The sequence below is a fragment of the Virgibacillus oceani genome (assembly GCF_041521345.1).
Taxonomy (GTDB): Bacteria; Bacillota; Bacilli; order Bacillales; family Amphibacillaceae; genus Virgibacillus_N; species Virgibacillus_N oceani_A.
This window is the reverse complement of record NZ_JBGOHB010000004.1, coordinates 105,474-129,012: the sequence shown is the minus strand read 5'-3', so window position 1 is coordinate 129,012 and position 23,539 is coordinate 105,474. Positions and strand designations below refer to the sequence as shown.

Here is a 23,539-nt window from a genome sequence, read left to right as displayed (position 1 = left end):
AGCATAAAAAATCATACCACTTTTTTCACTATGTTTACCTTGCCTGCCAATAGGAAAAATAAAGACCACCAAGGAATTAATTTATTTATCTATTATGCAGGATTGCCAGGAAAAGATAGGAGGAAGAAGAATGGCGCAAAACAGTAAAACAACAAATAGGAAAAGTTTAATTGACTATAAAATTTTAATTCCGTCCTTAATTATCATTATTGTAATCAGTATCCCTTTTTCACTTTATGAAGCAGCTTCACTGGATTTGTTGAATGGTATTTTTGATTTTATCGTTAATTCATTTAGCTGGGGCTATATTTGGTATGCCATTATTCTTGTGGGAGCAGGTTTATATTTATCTTTTTCTAAATATGGAGATGTGGTGCTCGGTGATCCAATGGAAAAACCGAGATTTACTATGTTTGAATATGCTTCCATATTAATCGCCATGGGACTTGGGTCGACGATTATGCGCACGGGGATGACGGAGTGGACACAAGTAACGCTCGATCCACCGTTTGGGGTGGAACCGGGATCGGCAGAAGCACTCCTTTGGGGTAATGCTTACGGGATGTTTATGTGGAGTGTTCAGGTGTTTGCAATATTTGTCATGGCGGCACCGGCATTTGCTTACATTCTGCACGTAAAGCAAAGGCCACTGATGCGGGTTTCAGAAGCAACCAGGGTACTTTTCGGGGATAAATTTACTGATGGACTCGGCGGGAGGTTACTGGACATTTTGTTCCTTATCAGTATTCTTGCTGGTGCGGCAGTAACGCTAGGCCTCGGGGCACCGATAGTGACCTATAACATAGCAGAAATTTTCAACCTAGAAATAACCTTTATGCTGACATTAATCGTTACCGTGATTTGGGTATTCCTGTTTTCCATTAGTGCCTATTTAGGTATTGAGCGGGGAATTAAACGTTTAAGTACATTTAATATGTATTTTGCTGCGGTGTTTTCTATTTTTATTTTGGTAACTGGTCCTGGCGTATTTATACTTGGCTACTTTTCGGATAGCATTGCATTCCTTTTTTCCAATTATCTTCAAATGTCACTGTCTACGAATTCTCTTGAAATAGGGGCGATGACGCATATAGAAAGCAATACGGTGTTCTGGTTTGCCTACAGTGCAACCTGGGCTATGCTGCACAGTGTGTTTGCAGCGAAAATTTCCAGGGGACGGACAATCAGAGAAATGATTATGACTTATTTGCTAGCACCAACACTTATTTCCTGGATAGCAACTGGTGTATTGGGTGGCCTTGGTGTGCACAGCTATATCACAGGGGAAGTTCCTGTTCTTGAAATAGCAGCAGAAGACACGATGGCGGCCATTCCGGCGATTTTAAGTTCATTGCCATTGGGGACGATCGCCATGATTGCCTTTGTAATTATTGCGATGGTTTTCCTTGTTACGACGCTTGACTCTACGACATATACGATTGCATCTTATACAAGCAGGGAAAACATGGCGAAATACGAGCCATCCAAGCATTTGCGTCTTATTGCAGCGACAGTCATTACGGGACTGGCATTGCTGCTAATGCGAATCGGCGGACTGCCACCGCTTGAAGTACTTTCAGGTATCATGGGAATTCCGATCATTGCCCTGCAGTTCATATTAATATATGCAGCCAAAAAGATGATGGATAATGATCGCGCCTGGGAAACAAATGTGAGAGAGACGAAACAGACAGGTGGAAGGAGGAAGAAGTAACAGGGACGCTCCGAATTCTGTCGAATGGAATAAGCGGCCAGGTTTGCTTTCTCTGGGTTTAATGTTTCCCTGACTAGCTTTTAAATGTAGGTCGAGGTCCCGTCCGAACACGCTGAACAGCTCCTTTCTTTTTTCGAAAGGATAAAGAAACGGTCGCAGAATAAGGAAAATCCTGAAATAATATGTTTTTGGGAAGCTCCAGCAAATTGCTGGCCAATTAGCTGGAGAGATTTACATGGCAATATACCATGTTTGTTGAAACGCTGTTAGATTTCCATCGGTGCTGACAAAATAAACGCTGTTATCACAACCGCAAAACGATGGCAGTTATTACTTTTACCATTGCAAACCACATGAACAACAAAACGGGAGGCAGCCTTAGATCAGGTTCCTCCCGTTTTTATTTACGCTTTTATGAACACTGACTTTGTAACAATACGAATGTGCAATAAATTAAGACCTTGACATCATTGTTTATGCAAAATATAAAGACCTTGAACCCATTAGCACGGCTGACTATTTTTTGCAATATTTCCGTCAATTCACCGAATGGTCCAAATTTTCACCTCTAATTATGTTTATATAACGAACAAATCGGCAATGCTAGTGACAAAATTCAAAAGATTTAGAGGTGAATGGTTTGAAAAAATTAAGATATTTTAGTCTGCTGGGAATAGTCCTCGTGGCAGGGGTAATCTTTTTCATAAATACCCCGGAAGAAGATAGTGCTGACGAAAGTCCTGATTCCACAAGTGCTGAGGATGAGGATCTATTCAATCAAGAGGCGGCTGAGGTACTGCAGAACAGTGTAGAAGTAGTGGCAACAGATGATGGAAGCATTAATGCAAATAATTTATTTATTCCATGGACCATCAACAAAGACGGGAGCAAGTTTTTTCTGAGTCAGCGTGATGGAATGATTGTTGAAATTGATGCGGATTTTGGAATTGTGGATGTTCAGACTGTTGAGGTTACAAAAGATATTTTGCATGAAGGTGAGGGAGGCTTTCTTGGGTTTACCCTGGATCCTGATTTTGAGACAAACAATATGGCCTATGCCTATCACACATATGAAAGTAATGGAAATTCCCTAAACCGAATTGTCTCATTAAGTTTGCAGGATAAGATTTGGAAGGAAGAGGAAGTTCTGCTTGAAAATATTCCAGCAGGTGAAATTAATAGCGGCGGCAGAATTGAAATCGGGCCGGATGATATGCTGTATGCTACAACAGGAGATACCGGACAGTCAGAACTGGCACAGCAATTAGATAGTTTAGCAGGAAAAATACTCAGAATGGAGAAGGATGGTCAGATCCCGGAGAGTAATCCATTTCCTGATTCTTATGTGTTTTCCTATGGACACCGTAATGCACAGGGAATGGCCTGGGATGAAGATGGCAATTTTTACAGTTCTGAGCATGGAGAGACAGGACATGACGAAATCAATTTGATTGAAGCTGGCGGAAATTATGGCTGGCCTGTCATTGAGGGGGACGAAGAATATGAAGACATGATAACGCCAATCCATCATTCCGGTGAAGAGACATGGGCACCTTCAGGCATGGCATATTATAATGGAGAACTTTATGTTGCATCCCTGGCAGGTTCAAAGTTATTCACCTATGATTTGGAAAGTCAAACAGAGAATGACTTTTTTGGAGACGTGGGTAGATTAAGGGATGTTTTCATTGATGATAATGCATTATTTACGATTACTAATAATCATGATGACCGCGGCACTCCGAACGAAGAAGATGACCAGCTCATTCATATTCCAATGACGGAAGAAGCTGCTACAAATTAGCCAGAATATCCGGCCTTTGATAAGTCTGAATATAAAAAGGTAGTTGTTCGATTAAGTGAGCAACTACCTTTGTGTTTTTATATGATCGTCATCGACTTTATTATGTTTTTCGTCGATCGGTACTTCATACGTCTGATAAGTGACCGAATGAAAACTAATCTTCATCATTCGGGTCTTCATCCACTTTATAAGTGCCCCTATGGGAATTTTTTTCATCATTTAGGACTTCATCCCCACATAAGTGACCGAACGGGTGAAATTTTCCCGCTACATCACTGTTTACTCAATAAAAGTTTTCCAAACATACCCTACATTATTCATATTCCTCAACAAGATACAGCATATACTCCGCAACTGCTTCAATTTCTTCTTCGGTTAAGGCGTTTTCAAAGCCGGGCATATTTACGCTTCCATTTTTAGTTTGCTCAATTAACTGGTCCTTGTCCATTTCAGTATCTTGCAGACTTGGCCCATTATGACCGCCTCCACCATCCTGTCCATGACAAGCTAAACAATTGTTTTCAAACACGATCTGCCCTTCGTCTACGGAAACCTTATCTTCATCTTCTTCTTTGCCCTGATTGAAATCCATATCTTCCTGAACAGGGGAAGTATTAATATCCTCCTGGGGAATATCCTCCCAGGATTCATAATCACCATTTAAAGAAAAAGTGTAAATTTTATCCCCATGCTGTGTCCCGGCAAGTGAATTTCCGGCTGAGAATATGGATATATATTGTGTGCCATCGACTTCATAAGTCATCGGCGGGGCGTTCGCACCTGCATCTGTCATAAATTCCCAAACGTGTTCTCCGCTCGTTGCGTCATAAGCGATGATTCTTCCATCATTATGACCGGTGAACATTAGGTCGCCTGCTGTAGTTAAAATCCCGCTCCATGCAATAGTGTCCCAATCATTCTGCCATACGATTTCGTTGGTGTGGATATCCAGTGCTGTCACAGTACTCCGGGTAGGTGCATCGGATACCGGTTGCCATACGCTTCCCAACCATTCCTCGCCCTCTTCAAAAATATTCGCTTCATCCTCCACATAATGAGCATAAGAGAAATACGAGTTATTACCTAACACATAAAACATCTCCGTGTTAGGATTATAGGAAGATGGTGCCCAATTTGCTCCGCCCTGTGGTGAGGGTCGTACCGTTACCGGTTCATCCCAGAATGGTGTGAAAATATCTCCATACAAACCGTCGAAATCGTCCGGTAAATCCTTTTCGATATCTTCCTCTGTAACTCCTTGAGGCACAAAAGCATCACCAACCGGAATCGGCTGGGTTGGGGAGGTTTTTTGATTCTCGCTTTGCGGCACAGGTGTGTCCTCAATGCCAACGAGCGGATCACCATTCGTACGATCCAACAGATAGACCCATCCGGTTTTTCCCGCCTGGGCAATTCCCTTTCTCATTTCACCATTCATCTCAACATCGTATAAAACAACTGGATTAGCCAAGTCATAATCCCAAATATCATGACGTACCTGCTGAAAATGCCAATCATATTCTCCTGTATTTGCATTCAAAGCCAGTACTGAAGTGGCATATAAGTTATCTCCTTCCCGGTTACTTCCATCCAAATCGGGAGAAGCATTTCCAGTTGCAAAATAAATAAGTCCCAGTTCAGGATCAATGGCAGGTGTCTGCCAGACGGGTGCGCCGCCTTTTAACCAATTATCCGTATCGTCTGGCCAGGTCTCGGATCCCTCATCTCCGGGTGCCGGTATGGTATAGGTTCTCCAAAGTTCCCTTCCCAGGTTGGCATCGTATGCTGCAACGTACCCTCTTATCCCATACTCCCCGCCTGCAATACCGGTATAGACTTTTCCATCATAGAAAAGGGGGGCGGTTGTGATCGTGTATCCTTTCTCCCACTCATCAACCACGGTTTCCCATAATACTTCACCGGTTCCCTGGTCGAGTGCCACCAGCCTTGCATCAAGCAAACCGACAAATACTTTCCCATCACCGACAGCAACACCGCGGCTTATCCATCCACAGCAAAGGGTATCCAACCCTTCTGCCAACTGCGGTTTATATTCCCAGATGAGTTCCCCAGTTGTCGCATCCATCGCAGTCACATGGTTTTCTCCTGTAATGTTAAACATCACGCCATCATATACTATTGGCGTAGATTCTCCGGAGTATTTGAATTCATGGCCTGTTCCCATGCTGGTAACCCATTCTGCCTTTAAATCACTGACATTGGAAGTGTCAATCTGATCTAATGGAGAAAATCGTCTATTGTAAATATCCCCGCCATTTGTCAGCCAATTACCGGAAGGCTGCGCCACCAGTTCCTCGCTTGAAAAATCCGGAGCCATTTCACCAGGATAATCCATATGCTGGACTGAAAAATGTCTCTCGCCATCCGCAGTATTTTGTTGTTCAATGTTCGGTTCTTCCTGTGTATCCTGTTCCCCCGCAGGAGGCTCCGCCGTGTCATTATCAGTTGTTAATTGAGCAATGAGAAAACCGGCGCCGATTACGAATACAATTGCCGATATTATTATCCAAATATTTTTGTTTTTCATAGTCAACACCTTTCTATAAATAATGAGCGTTTGTTTTTTCTGTCAAGTTTTCTATAATTTGCCCTTGTGCCGGAAAAATAATCTTATAATAAGAGAGGTAAATACAGGGAATATATTTTAGATAGGGCAATTTATAGCCTTTAAAATGATATTTCATACAGACAACAGGATTAAAATAAGGTATAATTTTTTAACAACGATTCATCCTGGATTATGAATGTTTGTTGTACGACCTATCAAAATACAGTGATGAGGATATTAAAGGGGAAGCACAACTGGGAATCGTGCTCACCATCTTGAGAGATATATTTACTAAGAACGATGAGGAGCTTAAGGCCTCTATTTTAAAAGCAGCAGAGTACCTGCAAGAATTAGTAGACAGAGAAACGGGTATAAAATATTTTGAAACGTTAATAAGGTATATATTCCATGCCAGAGACAATTTTACGGAAAAAGATGCAAATGAAGTCATTCATAAATTGGAAAGAACCTATTCAGAAGGAAGCGAATTGCTGATGACTTTAGCAGAAGTCTTGAGAAAAGAAGGAAAAGAAGAAGGACGGAAAGAAGACAAAATATAATTTGTTCGAAATGCTATGAATGAAGGATTAGAACTGGATCTCATTGTAAAGAATTCAGGACTATCGGAAGCCGAAGTAAAAGAAATAATAGCTAAGTTGGAAAAATAGTTGGTTCAGTATATTAAGCCCCTATTTTTCTACAGATAAATTTAAAAATCACTTTCACTCATAAGTACAAAAGGCTGTCACCTTAAGATTGGGTGACATCTAATTTTTTTGCCAACAATTGAGGGAAAAGAAAAAAGCATAAAAATCAACTGATTTTCATGCCTGAAAAATGTTATTTCAACCAACATTTTTTAAAATTCATTCTGCAGTATTTCGTAATTTTTTTCAGTACCATCATTAAAAATCACTTGTAATTTAGCCTTTAAATAATTATCAGGTATGTCAAAAGCTTCAAGTGAGGTTGCGATGGCTTCCTCATCTGTCATTTCTGCATCTAATTGCAAGTCTTCCACTATAGGAAACAGAGCCACAAAAGCAGCGGAATCACGTTCATTTTGACCGTTGAATGAATCATAAAACTCTGATTCAATGATATTACCATCCTTCTTGATTTTGCCTTCAAATTCTGTGTCAGCATAATAGACATCAAGGTCAAGCATTGTGTAGTCCAACTCTGCCATTTGGTTCACCATGTCATTCATCATACTCATCGCTGCCACATCCAGGTTTGGATTGTTATGATTTACCTGGCTTTCATCTTCCATTACTTCGAAGGTTCTTTCAGTACCATCGTTAAAGATTACTTGTAATTGAGCCCTCAAAAAGTTATCAGGTATGTCAAAAGCTTCTAGTGAAATTGTGATGGCTTCCTCATCTGTCATTTCTTCATCCAATTGTATGTCTTGCACAATAGGAAACAACGCATGAAAAGCAGCACCACCACGGCGTTCTTCTTCACCATTAAACGGATCATAAAACTCTGATTCGATGATATTATCATCTTTCTTGATTTTGCCTTCAAATTCAGTATCAGCATAATACACATCAAAATCAAGCATCGTATAGTCCAACTCTTCCATTTGATTCACCATGTCATTCATTGTACTCAGCGCTTCCTGGCTTTCCATATCCTCATTTGGGTTTGTATCATCATCTACCGGACTTTCATCCTCCCCGCCACATGCAGTAAAAACCATTGGTGAAGTAAGCATTACTGTTAATAACAGGATTTTTTTCATATCCAACACTTCCTTATTTTTTTCGTATAATTGGTATTATGGTCAAATAATTCACTGTATATTCGCATTAACATAGAAAATTCTGCATTTCGGGGGGATGTGTGCGGGGGGATAGAGGGTGCCAGATGCTTCTCGAATGCAGGGACCCGGTTTTTGCCCCATTTCCACGGCTATTTTTTGATAAATAACGCCCACACACAGTGATGGGTGTCCGGGCGTATGTTTAAATCTGTTCAATTTAGTCGTAAATATGGAATTTCCGAATATATTTGATAAAAAATGTCTGTACACCTTTTGTAAGGATACAGACATTTAATTTGCTTCAAAAATTATATAGTTTCCCATTTGCGCTCTTCTGCCACTGTTTTTAAACGTGGCTCGGGTTGTACAGCAACCGGGTTTCCCACTAATTCCAGTACAGACAAATCCGAATAGCTGTCTGCATAAGCGTAGCTATTATCCCAATCAATATCCGCACCCTCCAGCGCATGCTGAATCTTTTCTTTTTTACGCGCTCCTTGAATATGATAAATAGATGCTGAGCTGTCAAACTTATTATCCGCAAAAGGAACTTCTGTACCGATAATTTTATCAATAGTATAATGTTTTGTGGCCTCTTCCAACAAAGGTGTAAACGCTCCAGAAACAATCATGATAGTATCCCCCATTTCCACATGGTGTTCCAACTGTTCGATTACGGTGGCATTAAAATCATTTTTCATTTGGTCAGCCAGCTCTCTAAAAAATAGGTAAACCTCTTCCGAAGATAAATTATGTAAAGAAGACAAATAAATTTGCATGGAACGCTCCCTCATTTTATGCTCCGGATAAACTTTTAGCTTATAGCCGATGTAGGGAGGAAGAATGGTACGGAAAAATCGTTTATACCGATTATGGTAGCGGGGATGATTTTTTAAATGCTTCATTAAAACTGGGAAAGTTTCATTTTTATATAATGTACCGTCAAAATCAAATATAGCCACACGCATGCAATTCACCTTTTTCTGCGAAATGTAATTATCATTCATTGTGCAGTTTATCCTGAAATTTGTCAAAATAGTTGTCATCATGAAAGTCAACCACCAAAAAAAGAGTGCTGCCAGGATACTCCTTAGAATTAAATGAATTATGAAGCATTTCCCTCTGTTGGAATTGGATGCTCCTGGAACATTTCAGCCAAATGAACAAGGTTATGGCTGGCCATCGTAGCATTCTCTTGTGTGAAATCACTTTTGTATCCTTCTGCCTCAATATAGGACGGCCCTGGGCCTGCATCTCCAACCCAGTATGCGAGAGCATTTGGCGGGATAACGAAACCAAGCTGGGCGAGTCCGAATATTATATCGCCAGCTGCGTTTTTAGCACCGTCTTCATTCCCTGTAACAACAGCCCCTGCCACTTTATTATAAAAAATCGGCTGTCCTTTTTGATTCGTCTCACCTCCGGATCCGTTTAAACGCTCCAGCACCAGTTTGGAAATACTGCTTTTTTCCCCAAGCCATACTGGACTGCCGAACAACAGAATGTCAGCCTCTTTTATTTTCGCTAAAATATTTGGCCATTCATCTCCGGGACCGGTGTAGTCCGTGATACCATATCCAACCGAATAATCAGCCACCCGTATCACTTCCGATTCCACGTTTTTTTTATCAAACGTAGAAATAAACTTTTTAATTAAAGCATCTGTATTCGATTCTTCATCTGAAGGTTTTAAAGAACAATTTAAAATAACAGCTTTCAAGAATAACACTCCTCTCTAAAATCCTATAAGTCCTATTCCCGAAAATGGTATAATTAATCATGGTGTTAAAGCAAGGTTAGAAGTTGCTCGTCAACGGTGATAGTTGCTCATTACCCCGCAGAAGTTGCTCGTCAACCGCAAAAGTCGCTCGTACAAACAATCGGAAAACCGACATTTGCTCGACCGCACGCAAAATGTTCCCTGTGTCCCAATAAAAAATACTCCCTAATGCAGAAACAAACATCGAGAGTACTTTTATGAAGCCTTCCCTGCTTCATTCATATATACTTTTAATAAAATCCACCGAATCAACCCACCAATCGCCAATCCAATAGGAAGAAACATGATCGGCAGCCACATTGGACCGATTAAATATCCAAATAATGTAAACCCTGGAGAAAAAATTAAACCAATTGTGACAAAATAGGCAGAAAAAACTAGTGGCAGGTATGCAAAAGGTTTTTGTCCACCACCGGCATCCTTGTACGCATCCCATATGGCGAAAAAATATAAACAAGGATAAAACATCAGCCATAGGTAATTCGTCTCGGCAATCGCTTTTTCAATTTCCATATTGAAGCTAAGTATAATAATGCGATTAAAATTTCCCATGACATTAACTAAGATTTCCAAAACAACTAAAAAAAGTCCTTTTATATATTTTTGATTTAGAAGCTGTGCGAATCCTGGCAGGGCAACACTCCATAGGACAGCCTCTAATTTTTTACTTTTTTGATTCACTTTCTTCTCCATTTACTTCGCCAAATCGTTTCTGTCGGGTGCCATTGGAGGCTGTTCCATCCACCCATGGTCAATTAAAATGTTTGCCCCGTCATCAGCATAATTAGTTACTTCCAATATTAAACGTGAATAATGCGCACCTAAATCCCGCCTTGGACTGACTGCTGCAGCAACACCATACTGACCGATGGCGGATGCGATAAGTGTAATAGTAAAAGTCATCATTAATTTCTCCGAAAAAGGGGAGGTAGTAGAATTGGTAACATCTGACGTCATTAATTGCGTACCATTTGCTAAATTTTCCTCACTTAAAATAGTTCCAAAAATCTCTAAGTGTTTTCCAGAGATATTCAGGCCTCTTTCGAAATAGCGCCTTACTTCCTTTGTTTTCGCCACTTGACTAAATCCGGTCATCACAGCATGTCCCAGTGCATTTCGTCTTGCATGAAACACAAGATTCGTGATTTCAGCCCCAAGCAACGGTCTCCTATCTGCAAACCAGCCTGCCAGAAAACTTTGTTTCTTTATAAAGTCAATTTGTGTCGGTTTTGGAATATGTGGCTCACGTATATAAATCCCTTTTTCTATAGACAGCTTCTTTGATTTCATATGCAGATCTTTCGTTGCTGTTAAAACTTCAGAGTAATAGTCAATAACATCTTTCCGTACAGCAGCGATAAGGGCGTTCGAATAAATAACAAGTTCTATATTCGTCATATTTAAAATATATTCTAGGTACAGCTTATCTGAGAAAAGACGAGGTGCGCTCAAGTCTACATCTTGGCTGGTAAACCCTTGTGGGACAGGGTGCCCTTCTTTTTTAAAAAAGTCGGTTATTGCTTGAATATGTTCCTCCATTAAGGTTAATGTTTCCTGAAGAATGTCACGAATTTGCTCATCTTCTACATGAATGAGAAAATGCTTTATACCGCAAATGGCTGATGTGTCACTTTGGTAGGAAGTCCACAGTGAAGAAATTTCTCCTGCTGTTAATTCAATATGATCCTTATTTGTTGTCATTCATCTTGCTCCTTTCATTTATGTCCTTTAGCCAATTCATCCCGGTCCACCATTCGCGGTGGCTCTTCTGCCCATTCATTATCAATCATTAAATTTGCACCGTCCTCTGAATATAAAAGGATTTCCCCGCTGAGACGAATAAAATGAGAGGCAATATCTCTTCGTATATTTGCCGTTATACTTGCTCCATAAAAGGCAATGCCAAGTGTGACCATACCTGTCGTAAGATACATCATTAATTTATCGGAAAAAGGGGATACTGCCGCTTCATCTGTAACACCTGCATCAGACCCCGCTGGTACAGGTACATCACTTTCCTGCATGACATCGTTAAATATCGCGATATGTTTTTTGGCAATATCTATACCACGCAGTATATAAGATGTTACTTTATCTGATTTTGCTACTTGGCTAAATCCTGTTAACGTTGAAATGCCTAATGAATTTCGTTGTATATTGGAGTATAAATTGGCGGCTTCCGGTGCCAGCAATGGTCTCCGCTCCCCAAAAAAGCCGGTTATAAAGCTTTGCTTTTTTACAAAATCCACTTCCTTTGGAGCAGGTATGATTGGCGGACGCAGGTAGGTTCCTTTAAGAAGTGCTACCTTCGTGGCATGCTCATGTAATTGGTTAAAGTCCTTGTGCGCCTGCTTGAAATAATCATATATATCCTCCCGTGCAGTCATTCCGATTGATACAGTTGATTCAGCCATACCAAGCGTTCCTAACTGTAATGCATGCTGAAGCATATAACCATCCGTATATAGCCTAGGTGCATCTGTATTCACATCTTCATCTGTAAACCCGACAGGTACAGGATGGTTTTCAGCTTCGAAAAATTCCTTTAGTACTATCGCATGGTTTTCCGACAAATCCAAAGCTTCTTGAATAACCGGTTGTATTTCCTCATCCTCTGTTTTCTCACTGAAATAGGAATATACAGCTGTCATTAAACTGGCATCCATATAAGATCCCCAGATTTGACTAAGCTCTGCCGCTGTTAATGGGGTGTTATTTTCCATAGAATGTGACCTCCTTAATTAGGATTGTTTGAGATTGGAACATTCCTGCTTAGTATGTAAATAACATCGCCGTTTATACGGAACTTATACATTTGTATAAAATAATTAAACAAGGGCAAAAGAAGGAAAGCGGAAAATAATTTTATATGTGACCACGGCAGGTGAAACGCATTGAAAAGACGTACACTTAAAAAAAAACAAAATCAACAGGCGGAAGATGCTTTCTCTGCAGAACTGGACCAAAGCCTGGATGAAAACCTGGATAACCTTAAGAAAATGCTTGATGAGCCGGATGACCTCGTGGTCCGGGAACTCACCTTAGGCGAAGAAAATCACCGTTATGCCATTGCCCTGATAGATGGGATGGTTGATAACCAATTAGTAAATAAAAATATTGTTAAAAATCTCCAAATCATCTCTAATCAGACACAAATGCCATCTGATAAAAACCTGCTGCTTGAGGAAATAAAAAATAATATCATTTCCGTCAGTGAAATTGAGAAAGCAGCAACATGGGATGATATGACGATTGCTTTACTTTCCGGCAGTACGGTACTTTTTATTGATGGCGTGATGGAAGTACTCGTTATGAGTACGCCCGGAATGGAAAAGAGAGCGATTGAAGAACCAGAGTCAGAAAGCTTGATCCGCGGACCGAGAAACGGATTTATCGAAAATATACAAACAAACATGATGCTTATTCGCAGGGAGATTAATGATCCCAATCTTCGTTTTAAAGGACATAAGATAGGACGCCGTGCGAAGAAAAAATTGGTTGTTACCTATATAGAAGGCATCGTTCATCCGGCTATTGTAAAAGAAGTAAACCGGAGACTCGAAACGATTGATACGGATAGTGCCCTGGAATCTAGCGCAATTGAACATTGGCTTCAGGATAGCTTTTTAACCCCGTTTCCAATGATGGATAACACGGAACGGCCGGATAAGGTGGCATCATCCATCCTGCAGGGTAAAGTTGCGATTCTACTGGATGGAACCCCATATGTATTGATAGCGCCGACAACACTGGGAAATCTTCTGCAGTCACCTGAAGACTATTATGAGCGGTGGCAAATAGGGATACTCCTTCGCATATTACGCTATTTTGCTGCATTTATTGCCTTGTTTGCACCAGCTTTATATATAGCTTTAGTTTCCTATCATCAGGGAATGATTCCATCCGACTTGGCCTTTTCCATTGCTGCAACAAGAGAAGGCGTTCCTTTTCCTGCTTTTGTGGAAGCGTTACTCATGGCTGTTACGATGGAACTGTTACGGGAGGCGGGTGCTCGGCTGCCGCAGACTATAGGACAGACGATTGGCATAGTAGGCGGACTAGTTATTGGGGAGGCGGCGGTTACAGCAGGAGTTGTAAGTCCGATTATGGTTATTGTTGTAGCAATCACTGCGATTGCATCATTTTCTTTTCCATCCTATAGTACTGCCATTGCTTTCCGTATGCTCCGGTTTGCATTTATGTTTGCTGCAGCTTTACTGGGGATTTATGGCATTGTGCTTGTCTATATTATGATAAATATTCATATTGTCAATTTGAAAAGTGTGGGGATACCGTATTCCACGCCATTCGCCCCAGGATTTCTCCGTGATTGGAAGGATCTTGTTCTCAGAGTGCCCGGACCAATGATGACAAAGCGGCCGGAGCATATGCAAACTAAGGATGATACGGCTGCTGATAAAGGGGGAACTTCTTCTTGAAACACTTTGAATACGCAGATGAGAAAATTTCAGAACAGGAGATCTTGGTTGCTGTTCCTTCCATTTTGATTGGCGTTGGCATTTTGGCTCTGCCTGGGCAACTAGCAGAACCAACGATTGGCGTTGATGGCTTGATTTCCCTTCTCATCAGCGGAAGCCTGTTAATACTGGTTGTCTGGCTAATTTCCAAGGTTGCAGCCAGTTTCCCCAACCAGGAATTTATCACCTACGCTTCTGTCTTAGTGACAAAACCGGTAGCTGCCATATTAACGATGCTTTTTACTATCCAGGGGGTAATGGTTAGTGCTTATGTTGTCCGGGTTATTTCAGACATTGCCGAGGATTATTTATTTGAACGGACACCAGTTGAGGTGATTGCATTATGCTTTTTGCTGATTGTTGTTTACGCAGTTTCTGGTTCGAGGGCGGGTTTATTTCGTTTGAATATGCTGTTTTTGCCCATTATTTTAATTATTTTTTTCGCTATTATCACTTTTTCAGCAGGGATATTTGAAGTGAATAATTTACAGCCTTTTTTTAAAACGGACTTTACAGGTTATCTGCAGGGTATAAAGGAGAGTGCACTTTCTTTTGTCGGATTTGGCATATTGTTTTTCTATATAGCACTTGTACGAAAAACAAAAAAAGCACCGAAAATGGCTGCTTTTGGTATGGGTATTACTGTAATAATCTATATGATCATTTTTATTGTAAGTGTAGGTGTGTTTGGAAATATCACCTCTTCCAACTTAATTTTTCCGGTGATAGAACTCGCAAAGGAAATTGAAGTTCCCGGGGGATTTTTCGAACGGTTTGATTCGCTATTCTTTGTTATTTGGATTATGGCAATCTTTAATACGATGTGTATGGCATTTGATGCCACCGTGTTTGCACTTAAGTCTGTTATTCATGTGAAAAAAATGAAGCTTATTTTAATTTTATCGCCACTTATTTTTTTTATAGGGGCATTTCCGGAAGGTTATAATGAAGTGGAGAAATTCGGATCATTTATCAGTCATTATGGACTTGTGTTAGCAATTGGCACTATGTTCTTGCTGGTGGTTATTTTAAAAATAAAGGGTGTGAAAAAGGGTGGTTAAACGAATATTCATGTTCATACTTGTCCTTTTCTCCGTTATTTTCTTCACTACAGGCTGCTGGGATCGAGTGGAAATTGAAGAACGGGGCATTGTCATTGCATCTGCTATTGATTTAGTGGATAAAAAGGACGATAAATATACACTTCAGCTTACAAACCAACTTGTTATTCCAGGAAGAGTCGGTACACCAAGCGAGGGTCCCTCAAGCGAGAAAAATCCGTATATAAACTTATCGGTAGCCGGTGAAAGTTTGTCTTCACTAAACAATCAGATGCGTCAGATGACAAATCAAAATCCTTTTTATCAGCATTTGAAAGTGATCATTATTTCTGAGGAAGTGGCAAAGGAGCCCCACCTTTTTACCAATATTATGGACGTGTATGTCCGCGATTATGATATGCGCAGAAGTACGCGGATAGTAATTACGGATGGTGAATCAGCCTCAGCAAGCAGTATTTTGGATATCGAACCGGAATTAAATCCATTGCCGGGAATGTATATTGAAAAATTAATGGATGGCGTTTACGATAATGCTTCAGCGATTGAACCAGTTGTTCTCGGAGATCTTCATGGTGATTTGCTGATGGATAAAAGCTTTATTCTGCCACAAATTGAGCTGAAAGGAAATTTTGTAGAATATCAGAATGCGGGGGTGTTTCAGGGATATTCGAATCAGTTAATTGGTGTATTGGATCTTGAAGAAACAAAAGGTTTAGCTTTATTGACAGAAAAAAGCCCGGGGGGAATGCTGGATGTGTATGTAGATGGGAAGTTAGTTGAGCTGGATATGACCGAATTTAGAACAAATATTGAAATAAAGGGACAGGATAAGGCTAATTTAAAGGCATCCGCAGATGTTGAAATCAACGCTAATATTATAGAAAACTTTGGTGACGAAAGTTTATTGAATGAAGCATACGAAAACAAATTGGAGCAGCAAGCCGAGGAAAGAGCTGAACAGCTTATGAAGCAAACGATTGATAAGCTTCAGGGAGATTTTCAGGTGGATGTATTGGGGATGAGCGATATTTTATATCGCAGACACTATGATTTGTGGAAGGAAGTAGAAGATAATTGGGAGCGCGGCGAAAATTACTTCTCCCAAATGGATATTGAAGTTTCCGCTAAAGTAACTATTGAACGAGTAGGGGCTTCGGATAGTTTAAGAAAACAACAGGAAGAGGCTGAATAATATAATGTGGGATTATATCATGAATAATCTGCCAGATGGAATAACCATTATTTGTACGATTTTAGCATTTGTTATTCCATATGCTATCTACAAAATTAATCAAAAGCTACACAACATTGGTGACCCTCCCTGGAAAAAAGAAGGATAGGGGTCCCTGTGCCCCGTTCATGGGAAAACACAATTTCTTTTTTCCCAATTCATGGAATGATACACTTGGAACAAATGGATGAAGAGGTGCACAGATGAAACTGGAGACATATATAAAACTGGACGCAACAGATATGAGCGAAATGATTCAAAACAAGGAGATAAAACCGTCGGAATTTTTGGATTTAAGTTTTCAGCAGCTGGAAAAGGTGAATCCTTTCCTGAATGCTGTTGTTCATAACAGAAAAGAGGAAGCGTTGGCTGAAGCAAAGGAGGTAGACATACAGGATCGGCAATTTGCAGGTGTTCCAATATTATTAAAAAATATATCACAGAATATCCAAGGGGAGCCGCTCACTTCAGGTTCCAGCCTATTAAACAACAACAAGGCGAAACACGATTCCCATTTTGTAAAAATATTGCGTGAATCCGGTTTTCAATTTATGGGACATACGAATACGCCGGAATTCGGGCTGAAAAACATTACAGAGCCGGGGTTGTATGGACCAACGAAAAACCCTTGGAATCCGAATTATTCCCCAGGAGGATCAAGTGGCGGTTCGGCTGCTGCAATTGCTTCGGGAATCGTACCAATTGCAGGGGCGAGTGATGGTGGCGGCTCTATACGTATCCCAGCATCTTTTACAGGGGTATTTGGGTTAAAACCAACACGAGGCCGTACGCCGGTCGGACCAGGTGCCGGTCGACAGTGGCAGGGAGCTGCCATTGATTTTGTTTTAAGTAAAAGTGTTCGTGATAGTGCCGCAATGCTGGACGTCCTGCAAGTGGTTCAGCCGGAAGCTGCTTTTCAGACACCATTATTCCCAGGGAGCTATAAAAATAACATGCAAAAAGATTTCAAAAAACCATTGAGGGTTGCATTTACTACTAAATCACCAGTAGATACGCCAGTTTCCGGGGATGCTGTACAAGCAGTGGAAAAAGTGGTTCATTGGTTGGAGAAAGAAGGCCATGTGGTAGAAGAGGCGGAAAATGGGGTAGATGGAATAAAGTTGATGCGAAATTATTACCTGATGAACAGCGGGGAAATTGCTTCTGTTATGCTAGGATTGGAAAAAATGCTTGGACGGCCGCTGACAAAAGATGATTTGGAAGTGGAGACTTGGCTATTGAATCACGCGGGAAAAGCAGTGTCTGCAGCAGAATTTTCAGCCAGTCTTTCTGCGTGGGATACTGCCGCAGCACAGATGGCAGTACTCCATCAGACTTATGATTTTTATATCACGCCTGCGTCAGCCTATGCGGCCCCCAAAATTGGTGAACTGACACATACGGAGGATGAAAAAGATCATCTTTGTTTACAAATTGATACATTAACGAAAAATGAACAACAGGAGCTAATTTATGAAATGTTCCTGCCGAGTTTGACATATACGCCATTTTCACAACTTGCTAATTTGACCGGGCAACCTGCTATGAGTGTGCCGGTACATGTGACGGATAAGGGGCTGCCGCTTGGGGTGCAAGTAATGGCAGGAAAAGGGGAAGAACACCGGCTCTTGCAATTGGCTCGTCAGCTTGAATCTTCTGATTTATGGATTGGTATGAAAGGAAACCCCTATTTTAGGGGGACAGGAAGATAGTGTCGGGGAATGCGACAATAGAGTGCTATGTTTTTTTGGTAGCTACCTGTTGCTAATTGAAGTTAAATAGCATCCCTCAGTTAACTGAATTGATGAATTTCATGAAAGCTTTTATTATTTTTACTTGTAGTGAAAGGGTTTTAATTAGCAATACCTGCATTTATAATTGGTTTTGCAATTTATTTAGTATTTGAATCAAATAAAAGTAAGCTTTATTTGGTTTTCGGAACATGAAGGGGGTTACATTTCTATGGCCAAAAAACGTAAAGGCTTATTTCAATACTTTCTTGACTGGGTGGAGCGAGTAGGGAATTTGCTGCCGCACCCAGTTACTTTGTTCGCTATTTTAGCATTACTTGTACTTATTTTATCTGCGGCGTTATCCCCAATGGGAATAAGTGTGGAACATCCTGGAGACGGGGAAACGGTGGAAATTAATAACCTGCTGACTGCTGAAGGGCTCGAATACATTTTTGGCAGTGTAACAGATAACTTCATCGGTTTCGCGCCGCTGGGCGTTGTGCTCGTTACGATGCTTGGAATTGGGGTAGCAGAACGGACAGGCCTGATCAGTGCACTTTTACGCGGGTTTGTATTATCGATACCGGATCGATTTATTACGGTTGGTCTTGTTTTTGCGGCAGTTATGTCCAGTGTCGCTTCTGATGCCGGTTATGTTGTCCTTCCGCCGCTAGGTGCGTTAATATTTGCTGCCATGGGCAGGCATCCGCTGGGTGGTTTGGCAGCAGCATTTGCAGGAGTCTCAGGAGGTTACAGTGCCAACCTATTGCTTTCCGGTACGGATGTGTTATTGGGTGAATTGACGATTGCTTCGGCTGCAACGATTGATGCTGCCTATGCAGAGACAATGAATATAGCGATGAACTGGGCATTTATTGCTGTAAGTGTGTTAGTGCTAACTATACTTGGTACTTGGGTTACGGAAAGAATTGTCATGCCTCGTTTAGGAACATATAAGGGCGAATATAGTGAAGAAGGGCTGGAAGGGTTAACATCTACAGAGAGAAAAGGGCTTATTTCTTCAGGAATTGGCTTACTGATTGGTTTGGCATTGGTCTCGCTTCTCATTATTCCACCAAATGCGCCTTTAAGGGGAACAGAAGGCGATACAATGGCTCAAATCGTCCAATCGCCATTTATGGATTCGCTTGTACCGATTATTGCCGTTTTATTCTTCATTCCCGGTTTGGTATATGGCATGGTGACAAAGGGCATCCGCAATGATAAGGACGTAGCGGGTCAGATGTCTGACACGATGGCTTCCATGGGAATGTTTATTGTGCTTGCGTTTACAGCGGGTCAGTTTGTTGCTTATTTTAATGAATCAAACTTGGGAGTTATTCTAGGTGTATACGGTGCAGATTTTTTAAATAGTATTAACCTGACTGGCATACCGTTAATTCTCATGTTTGTTCTCATTGCAGCATTTATTAATATATTTATCGGAAGTGCCTCGGCTAAATGGGCGATGATGGCACCGATATTTGTGCCGATTATGATGCAGCTGGGTTATTCACCGGAATTAACCCAAATGGCGTATCGTGTGGCAGATTCCACAACGAATATTATTTCACCATTAATGCCATACTTTGCTGTTATTATCGCCTTTGGTCAGAAGTATGATAAGAATTTGGGTATCGGTACATTGGTCGCAACGATGCTGCCGTACTCCGTTGTCTTCTTGATCGGATGGACAATCATGCTCATTATTTGGATGCTGCTCGGTATACCGCTCGGACCTGCGGGGCCAATTACGTACCCTTAGGGTGAAATGGGGTACGAGTAAGTAGATATATAATATTAACATACGATTCGTGCTATGCCCTCTTGACGTTCGGTTCCGTTCGGGTCTTCATCTTCTGATACGTGACCCAATGAATGATTTTTCTTTTCATTCGTGTGTTCATCGGCTTGATCAGTTACTTTTTTTATTGACTTGTAAAGGGAAATGCCAAGCTACAGGCATATTTGAAATTGTTGAAACACATCTTCAACAGGGATATTAGGGAATAGATGGATACTGTTATAACAATTGAAAAACTGTTAAGCAGCTATGATCCGGACTATATTGATTCTGTGCTTATTTACGTATTAAGTGCACGAGATGTGCCTGTGGAAACGTTAAAAGCGGAAGGTGGATCATGTATATGAAAGATTTACAGTCCAGTCCTTTACAACGAAAAGGCATTTATTTTTACAAAGCAATGGAATTTTCGTTACAATATCAGTTGAGAATGAGAGTAGGAGGTTGAATTATATGAGCAAACACATTGCAGTTCTTGTAACAGACATGGTGGAAGAAATTGAACTGACTGATCCTGTGAAGGATTACAAAGAAGCAGGACATACAGTAGATATTATCAGTAATGAAGGAAATAAAACAATCAATGGTAAAAATGGGGACGAAATACAAGTAGATCGAGGCATTGATGAAGTAAATGCAAACGATTATGATGCATTACTTGTTCCTGGCGGTTTTTCTCCGGACTTATTACGCATTGATCCGAGGAATGGTGAGTTTGCTAAAACCTTTATGCAAGAAAATAAACCGGTTTTTGCCATTTGCCATGGCCCTCAATTCCTCGTTGAAACAGACCTGTTAAATGGAAGAGAGCTAACAAGCTTTGTTTCTGTTAGAAAAGACCTGGAAAATGCAGGAGCAACTGTAAAAGATGAAGAGGTTATTGTAGATGGAAACCTCGTCACAAGCAGAACACCTGATGATCTTCCTGCATTCAACCGTGAGTCATTAAAACTATTAGAAAAATAATTTGCCATTCTTATGGAGGAGCTGTTGATCACGCAGCTTCTTTTTTTATGATTCAGCCGAGAACCATCGTGACTTCATGAGATGAATCGGTTTCGGAAAGAACGTTGAAGGTTTTACGTTGCAGACGTTTTTCCTACAACAACCCAAAGTAGCAAAAACCAAGCTAAGCAGGTAGCATGGCGAGTCAACGTACAAAATATTGTGCTTTCACCGTAGGGACTATGGCTTAGCCTGCTAAATAACTAGCGGTTACGCTGGTGTTCGCAGGAATCTCGTGAATTTTATCACGATTAGTTCAAAGATAAGAAATTTTCGACCTGTATAAGCATTCCTAAGAATTGAGGCAAGCCAGGTTTCTAACTTGATAAATAGAGTATTGAAGGAAAGTGATAAAGTAAACCAATAGACGAGGCTCACTCCACTTCCTCTATCGTTTCCCCATCTACATCCACCCGATACCATTCCGGTGTCCTGCTTGTTGTTGCCTTTTTATAATACAAATACTCATCAATGATATGCATGATAGTAACTTCACCATAGCAACCAGGATTGTAACATACATAAAATATGGTATATTTTGTATGTATATCACTGCATTGTGCTAAGTGAAAATAAAGTCCTATTTGGCGGTGCATGAATGAAATAAGCAATGATAGACAATGAATAAACTTTCATGAATCTAATGAAGTAGCTGAGTATACTATTCAACCGGAATAGATATTATTTCATTTAATATGATACATAACTTCCTATGAAATTGGGACCCTAATTACGGAGAGATTCTCTAAGTACTGGAGTCTCAAAAATATTGGGAGGGATTTATAATGGCAAATCAAAATCAGAACCAACAGCAGCAACAACAATTACAGCAAGCTCTGCAACAAGCACAATCAGCACAGCAAGCAGTGCAACAAGCACAATCTAGTGCTGATCCTCAGCAGATACAACAAGCTCAGCAGCAATTGCAGCAGGCGCAACAAGGTTTGCAAAGTGCACAAGCTGGTGCCAGCACCCAGCAAAATCAGCAATTACAACAGGCAGAACAACAGGTTCAACAGGCACTTCAGCAAGTACAGCAAAGCGCTCAACAGAACAATCAATCGCAGTAAGTATAAGAGGGGAGTCCATTGGGGCTCCCTTTCTTTTATATTAAAAATATAATCAAAGAAGAAGCAATAATATTATAGAAGCGATAAGGTAACCGTTAAGAAAACTTTTTTTGGTGTGAGCCATCTTTTGTGCAAGCAATGCTCCTGCTAAAATTTCGTTAGCAAAACCAGCCTGCCAAAGGTATGTGATATATAATGTACGTTCAGATTCCTATTTTAGTAGTGTGACTTTTGCATAAATAAACAGAAAAGTGTACATTAGAATTAATCATTTAATTGTAACGAGGTGAATGGAGTGCTTAAATTTTTTTCCCGGCTATTCATCATTGCAGGCGTTCTTTTTTTAGCATTTGGCGGCTATCAACTGTGGAGTTCTTCACAAAATGAAAAAGAAAGACTTTCTGAAGCACATGCGATGCTTTCAACAGAAAATCAGGCGTCCGATGAAGTACAAAAGGAAAACCTGGAGGATTTAGCATATGAAAAAGGGGAAACCATTGGATTACTGTATATACCCAAATTAGATCGAGAAATTCCTATCGTTGAAGGAACGGACGAAGACGAACTGGCTCAGGGAGTGGGCCATTATCATGACACTGGATTGCCTGGTCAAAATAAACAAATTCTATTGTCAGGTCACAGAGATACTGTGTTCAGAGATTTTGGCGAACTGGAACATGGCGACGAATTCCATGTGAAAATGGAATATGGAACGTATATTTATGGAATAAGAGACCATGAAATCGTTGAAGCAGACAACACAACAGTGATTGATCCTACCCGCAAAGATGAATATTTGACCGTTTCTACCTGTTACCCATTTTCCATGGTCGGAAGTGCACCTGATCGCTATGTGTTATATGCATATCCAAAGTGATGTTGTACAAATCCCGAGTATACATCAATAAGCTGTAGAGAGAACAGTGTAAGTTTACAACAAATGACATGGAAACTAACTGCTTAACCGGTAAAAACATTCCCTATCAGGAGCAAGATAGAATTTTTGAACGGTTTTTACCGCATTGAGCATTCACCAGCAAAAGAATCAGGTGGTTCAGGCCTAGGTCTGGCCATTTCAAAGGAAATTATTAAGCATCATAACGGAGAAATTGGTGTTGCCTCAGATGGTAAACAGCATACATTTTGGTTTACATTGCCGCTTTCCGGTGACAAATGAAAATATTAAACAATGGGGACCTGCACAATATTGCCACCTCCATTCCCCAACCTGTTGAGTACATAAAAGTCGCCAAACGCTAAAATGCAATATCCGTTAGTTATTCACTTCGACCGATGCCCGGAAAATTTGGTATATACACTTAACCACTAGTATGTGTTGTTAACAGCAAATAAATCTGTTATTATATAAATAAGTTAATAGGTCTTGGATAGAGAAACGGAGAAACCGCAAACACTTACGCTTGTATTTAAGCGCAAGTTAGTTTTGTGGTTTTTTTTATTGGTTAATGAGGCATGATAAACAGATACATCGCACCACATTTGTATTGTTATAAACACACGA

21 protein-coding genes are annotated in these 23,539 nt (G+C 40.5%); 13 read left to right on the top strand and 8 right to left on the bottom strand.

The window, feature by feature from the left end:
• The first annotated feature begins 130 nt into the window (after positions 1-130).
• Positions 131-1,714: a BCCT family transporter gene (locus tag ACDX78_RS04835; protein ID WP_486025809.1), complete on the top strand. Its 1,584-nt coding sequence runs from the start codon at positions 131-133 to the stop codon at positions 1,712-1,714.
• A gap of 640 nt (positions 1,715-2,354) precedes the next feature.
• Positions 2,355-3,518 (top strand): PQQ-dependent sugar dehydrogenase, encoded by a 1,164-nt coding sequence (locus ACDX78_RS04830; protein ID WP_486025808.1) that lies wholly within the window; start codon positions 2,355-2,357, stop codon positions 3,516-3,518.
• 63 nt (positions 3,519-3,581) lie between these two features.
• On the opposite strand, the gene ACDX78_RS04825 is transcribed toward ACDX78_RS04830, so the two are convergent.
• Positions 3,582-3,737, bottom strand: coding sequence for a hypothetical protein (locus ACDX78_RS04825; protein ID WP_486025806.1), 156 nt, complete (start codon positions 3,735-3,737; stop codon positions 3,582-3,584).
• A 94-nt stretch (positions 3,738-3,831) separates the two neighbouring features.
• Entirely contained in the window at positions 3,832-6,066 is a 2,235-nt protein-coding gene (locus ACDX78_RS04820; protein ID WP_486025804.1) for an outer membrane protein assembly factor BamB family protein, read from the bottom strand.
• Positions 6,067-6,269: 203 nt separating this feature from the next.
• On the opposite strand from ACDX78_RS04820, the gene ACDX78_RS04815 reads away from it, so the two are divergent.
• Entirely contained in the window at positions 6,270-6,647 is a 378-nt protein-coding gene (locus ACDX78_RS04815; protein ID WP_486025899.1) for an Rpn family recombination-promoting nuclease/putative transposase, read from the top strand.
• Positions 6,648-6,946: 299 nt separating this feature from the next.
• On the opposite strand, the gene ACDX78_RS04810 is transcribed toward ACDX78_RS04815, so the two are convergent.
• From ACDX78_RS04810 to ACDX78_RS04785, 6 genes are all read right to left on the bottom strand, one after another.
• The gene (locus ACDX78_RS04810) at positions 6,947-7,834 is read right to left on the bottom strand and encodes a YusW family protein (RefSeq protein ID WP_486025802.1); all 888 of its coding nucleotides are present in this window, start codon (positions 7,832-7,834) and stop codon (positions 6,947-6,949) included.
• Positions 7,835-8,163: 329 nt separating this feature from the next.
• Entirely contained in the window at positions 8,164-8,862 is a 699-nt protein-coding gene (locus tag ACDX78_RS04805; RefSeq protein WP_486025801.1) for an HAD family hydrolase, read from the bottom strand.
• Positions 8,863-8,960: 98 nt separating this feature from the next.
• Complete coding sequence (locus tag ACDX78_RS04800; RefSeq protein ID WP_486025800.1) at positions 8,961-9,584, bottom strand: flavodoxin family protein; 624 nt, start codon at positions 9,582-9,584, stop codon at positions 8,961-8,963.
• Between the two features lie 246 nt (positions 9,585-9,830).
• On the bottom strand, positions 9,831-10,316 hold the full coding sequence (locus tag ACDX78_RS04795; protein ID WP_486025798.1) for a hypothetical protein: 486 nt from the start codon (positions 10,314-10,316) through the stop codon (positions 9,831-9,833).
• Between the two features lie 12 nt (positions 10,317-10,328).
• On the bottom strand, positions 10,329-11,336 hold the full coding sequence (locus tag ACDX78_RS04790; RefSeq protein ID WP_486025796.1) for a DUF3231 family protein: 1,008 nt from the start codon (positions 11,334-11,336) through the stop codon (positions 10,329-10,331).
• A gap of 14 nt (positions 11,337-11,350) precedes the next feature.
• Positions 11,351-12,358 carry a DUF3231 family protein gene (locus tag ACDX78_RS04785; protein WP_486025795.1) on the bottom strand — a complete coding sequence of 336 codons (1,008 nt, stop codon included), beginning with the start codon at positions 12,356-12,358 and terminating at the stop codon, positions 11,351-11,353.
• Positions 12,359-12,529: 171 nt separating this feature from the next.
• Between ACDX78_RS04785 and ACDX78_RS04780 the strand changes: the two genes are divergently transcribed.
• The 10 genes from ACDX78_RS04780 (at position 12,530) to ACDX78_RS04735 (ending at position 23,194) form a co-directional block, all read left to right on the top strand.
• Positions 12,530-14,074, top strand: coding sequence for a spore germination protein (locus ACDX78_RS04780; RefSeq protein WP_486025793.1), 1,545 nt, complete (start codon positions 12,530-12,532; stop codon positions 14,072-14,074).
• On the top strand, positions 14,071-15,174 hold the full coding sequence (locus ACDX78_RS04775) for a GerAB/ArcD/ProY family transporter (RefSeq protein WP_486025791.1): 1,104 nt from the start codon (positions 14,071-14,073) through the stop codon (positions 15,172-15,174). Before ACDX78_RS04780 ends, ACDX78_RS04775 begins: the two co-directional genes overlap by 4 nt.
• The gene (locus tag ACDX78_RS04770) at positions 15,167-16,366 is read left to right on the top strand and encodes a Ger(x)C family spore germination protein (protein ID WP_486025790.1); all 1,200 of its coding nucleotides are present in this window, start codon (positions 15,167-15,169) and stop codon (positions 16,364-16,366) included. The genes ACDX78_RS04775 and ACDX78_RS04770 overlap by 8 nt, the downstream gene beginning before the upstream one ends.
• A 242-nt stretch (positions 16,367-16,608) precedes the next feature.
• Complete coding sequence (locus tag ACDX78_RS04765) at positions 16,609-18,117, top strand: amidase (protein WP_486025788.1); 1,509 nt, start codon at positions 16,609-16,611, stop codon at positions 18,115-18,117.
• 250 nt (positions 18,118-18,367) lie between these two features.
• Positions 18,368-19,903 (top strand): AbgT family transporter, encoded by a 1,536-nt coding sequence (locus ACDX78_RS04760; RefSeq protein WP_486025786.1) that lies wholly within the window; start codon positions 18,368-18,370, stop codon positions 19,901-19,903.
• A 248-nt stretch (positions 19,904-20,151) separates the two neighbouring features.
• Entirely contained in the window at positions 20,152-20,289 is a 138-nt protein-coding gene (locus tag ACDX78_RS04755) for a hypothetical protein (RefSeq protein ID WP_486025785.1), read from the top strand.
• Positions 20,290-20,395: 106 nt separating this feature from the next.
• Entirely contained in the window at positions 20,396-20,908 is a 513-nt protein-coding gene (locus ACDX78_RS04750; RefSeq protein ID WP_486025784.1) for a type 1 glutamine amidotransferase domain-containing protein, read from the top strand.
• Positions 20,909-21,732: 824 nt separating this feature from the next.
• A complete protein-coding gene (locus ACDX78_RS04745; protein ID WP_486025782.1) occupies positions 21,733-22,017 on the top strand; it encodes a hypothetical protein in 285 nt (94 codons plus the stop codon).
• A gap of 295 nt (positions 22,018-22,312) precedes the next feature.
• Complete coding sequence (locus ACDX78_RS04740) at positions 22,313-22,894, top strand: class D sortase (protein ID WP_486025780.1); 582 nt, start codon at positions 22,313-22,315, stop codon at positions 22,892-22,894.
• A 126-nt stretch (positions 22,895-23,020) separates the two neighbouring features.
• Positions 23,021-23,194 (top strand): ATP-binding protein, encoded by a 174-nt coding sequence (locus ACDX78_RS04735; RefSeq protein ID WP_486025779.1) that lies wholly within the window; start codon positions 23,021-23,023, stop codon positions 23,192-23,194.
• Positions 23,195-23,539 lie beyond the last annotated feature (345 nt).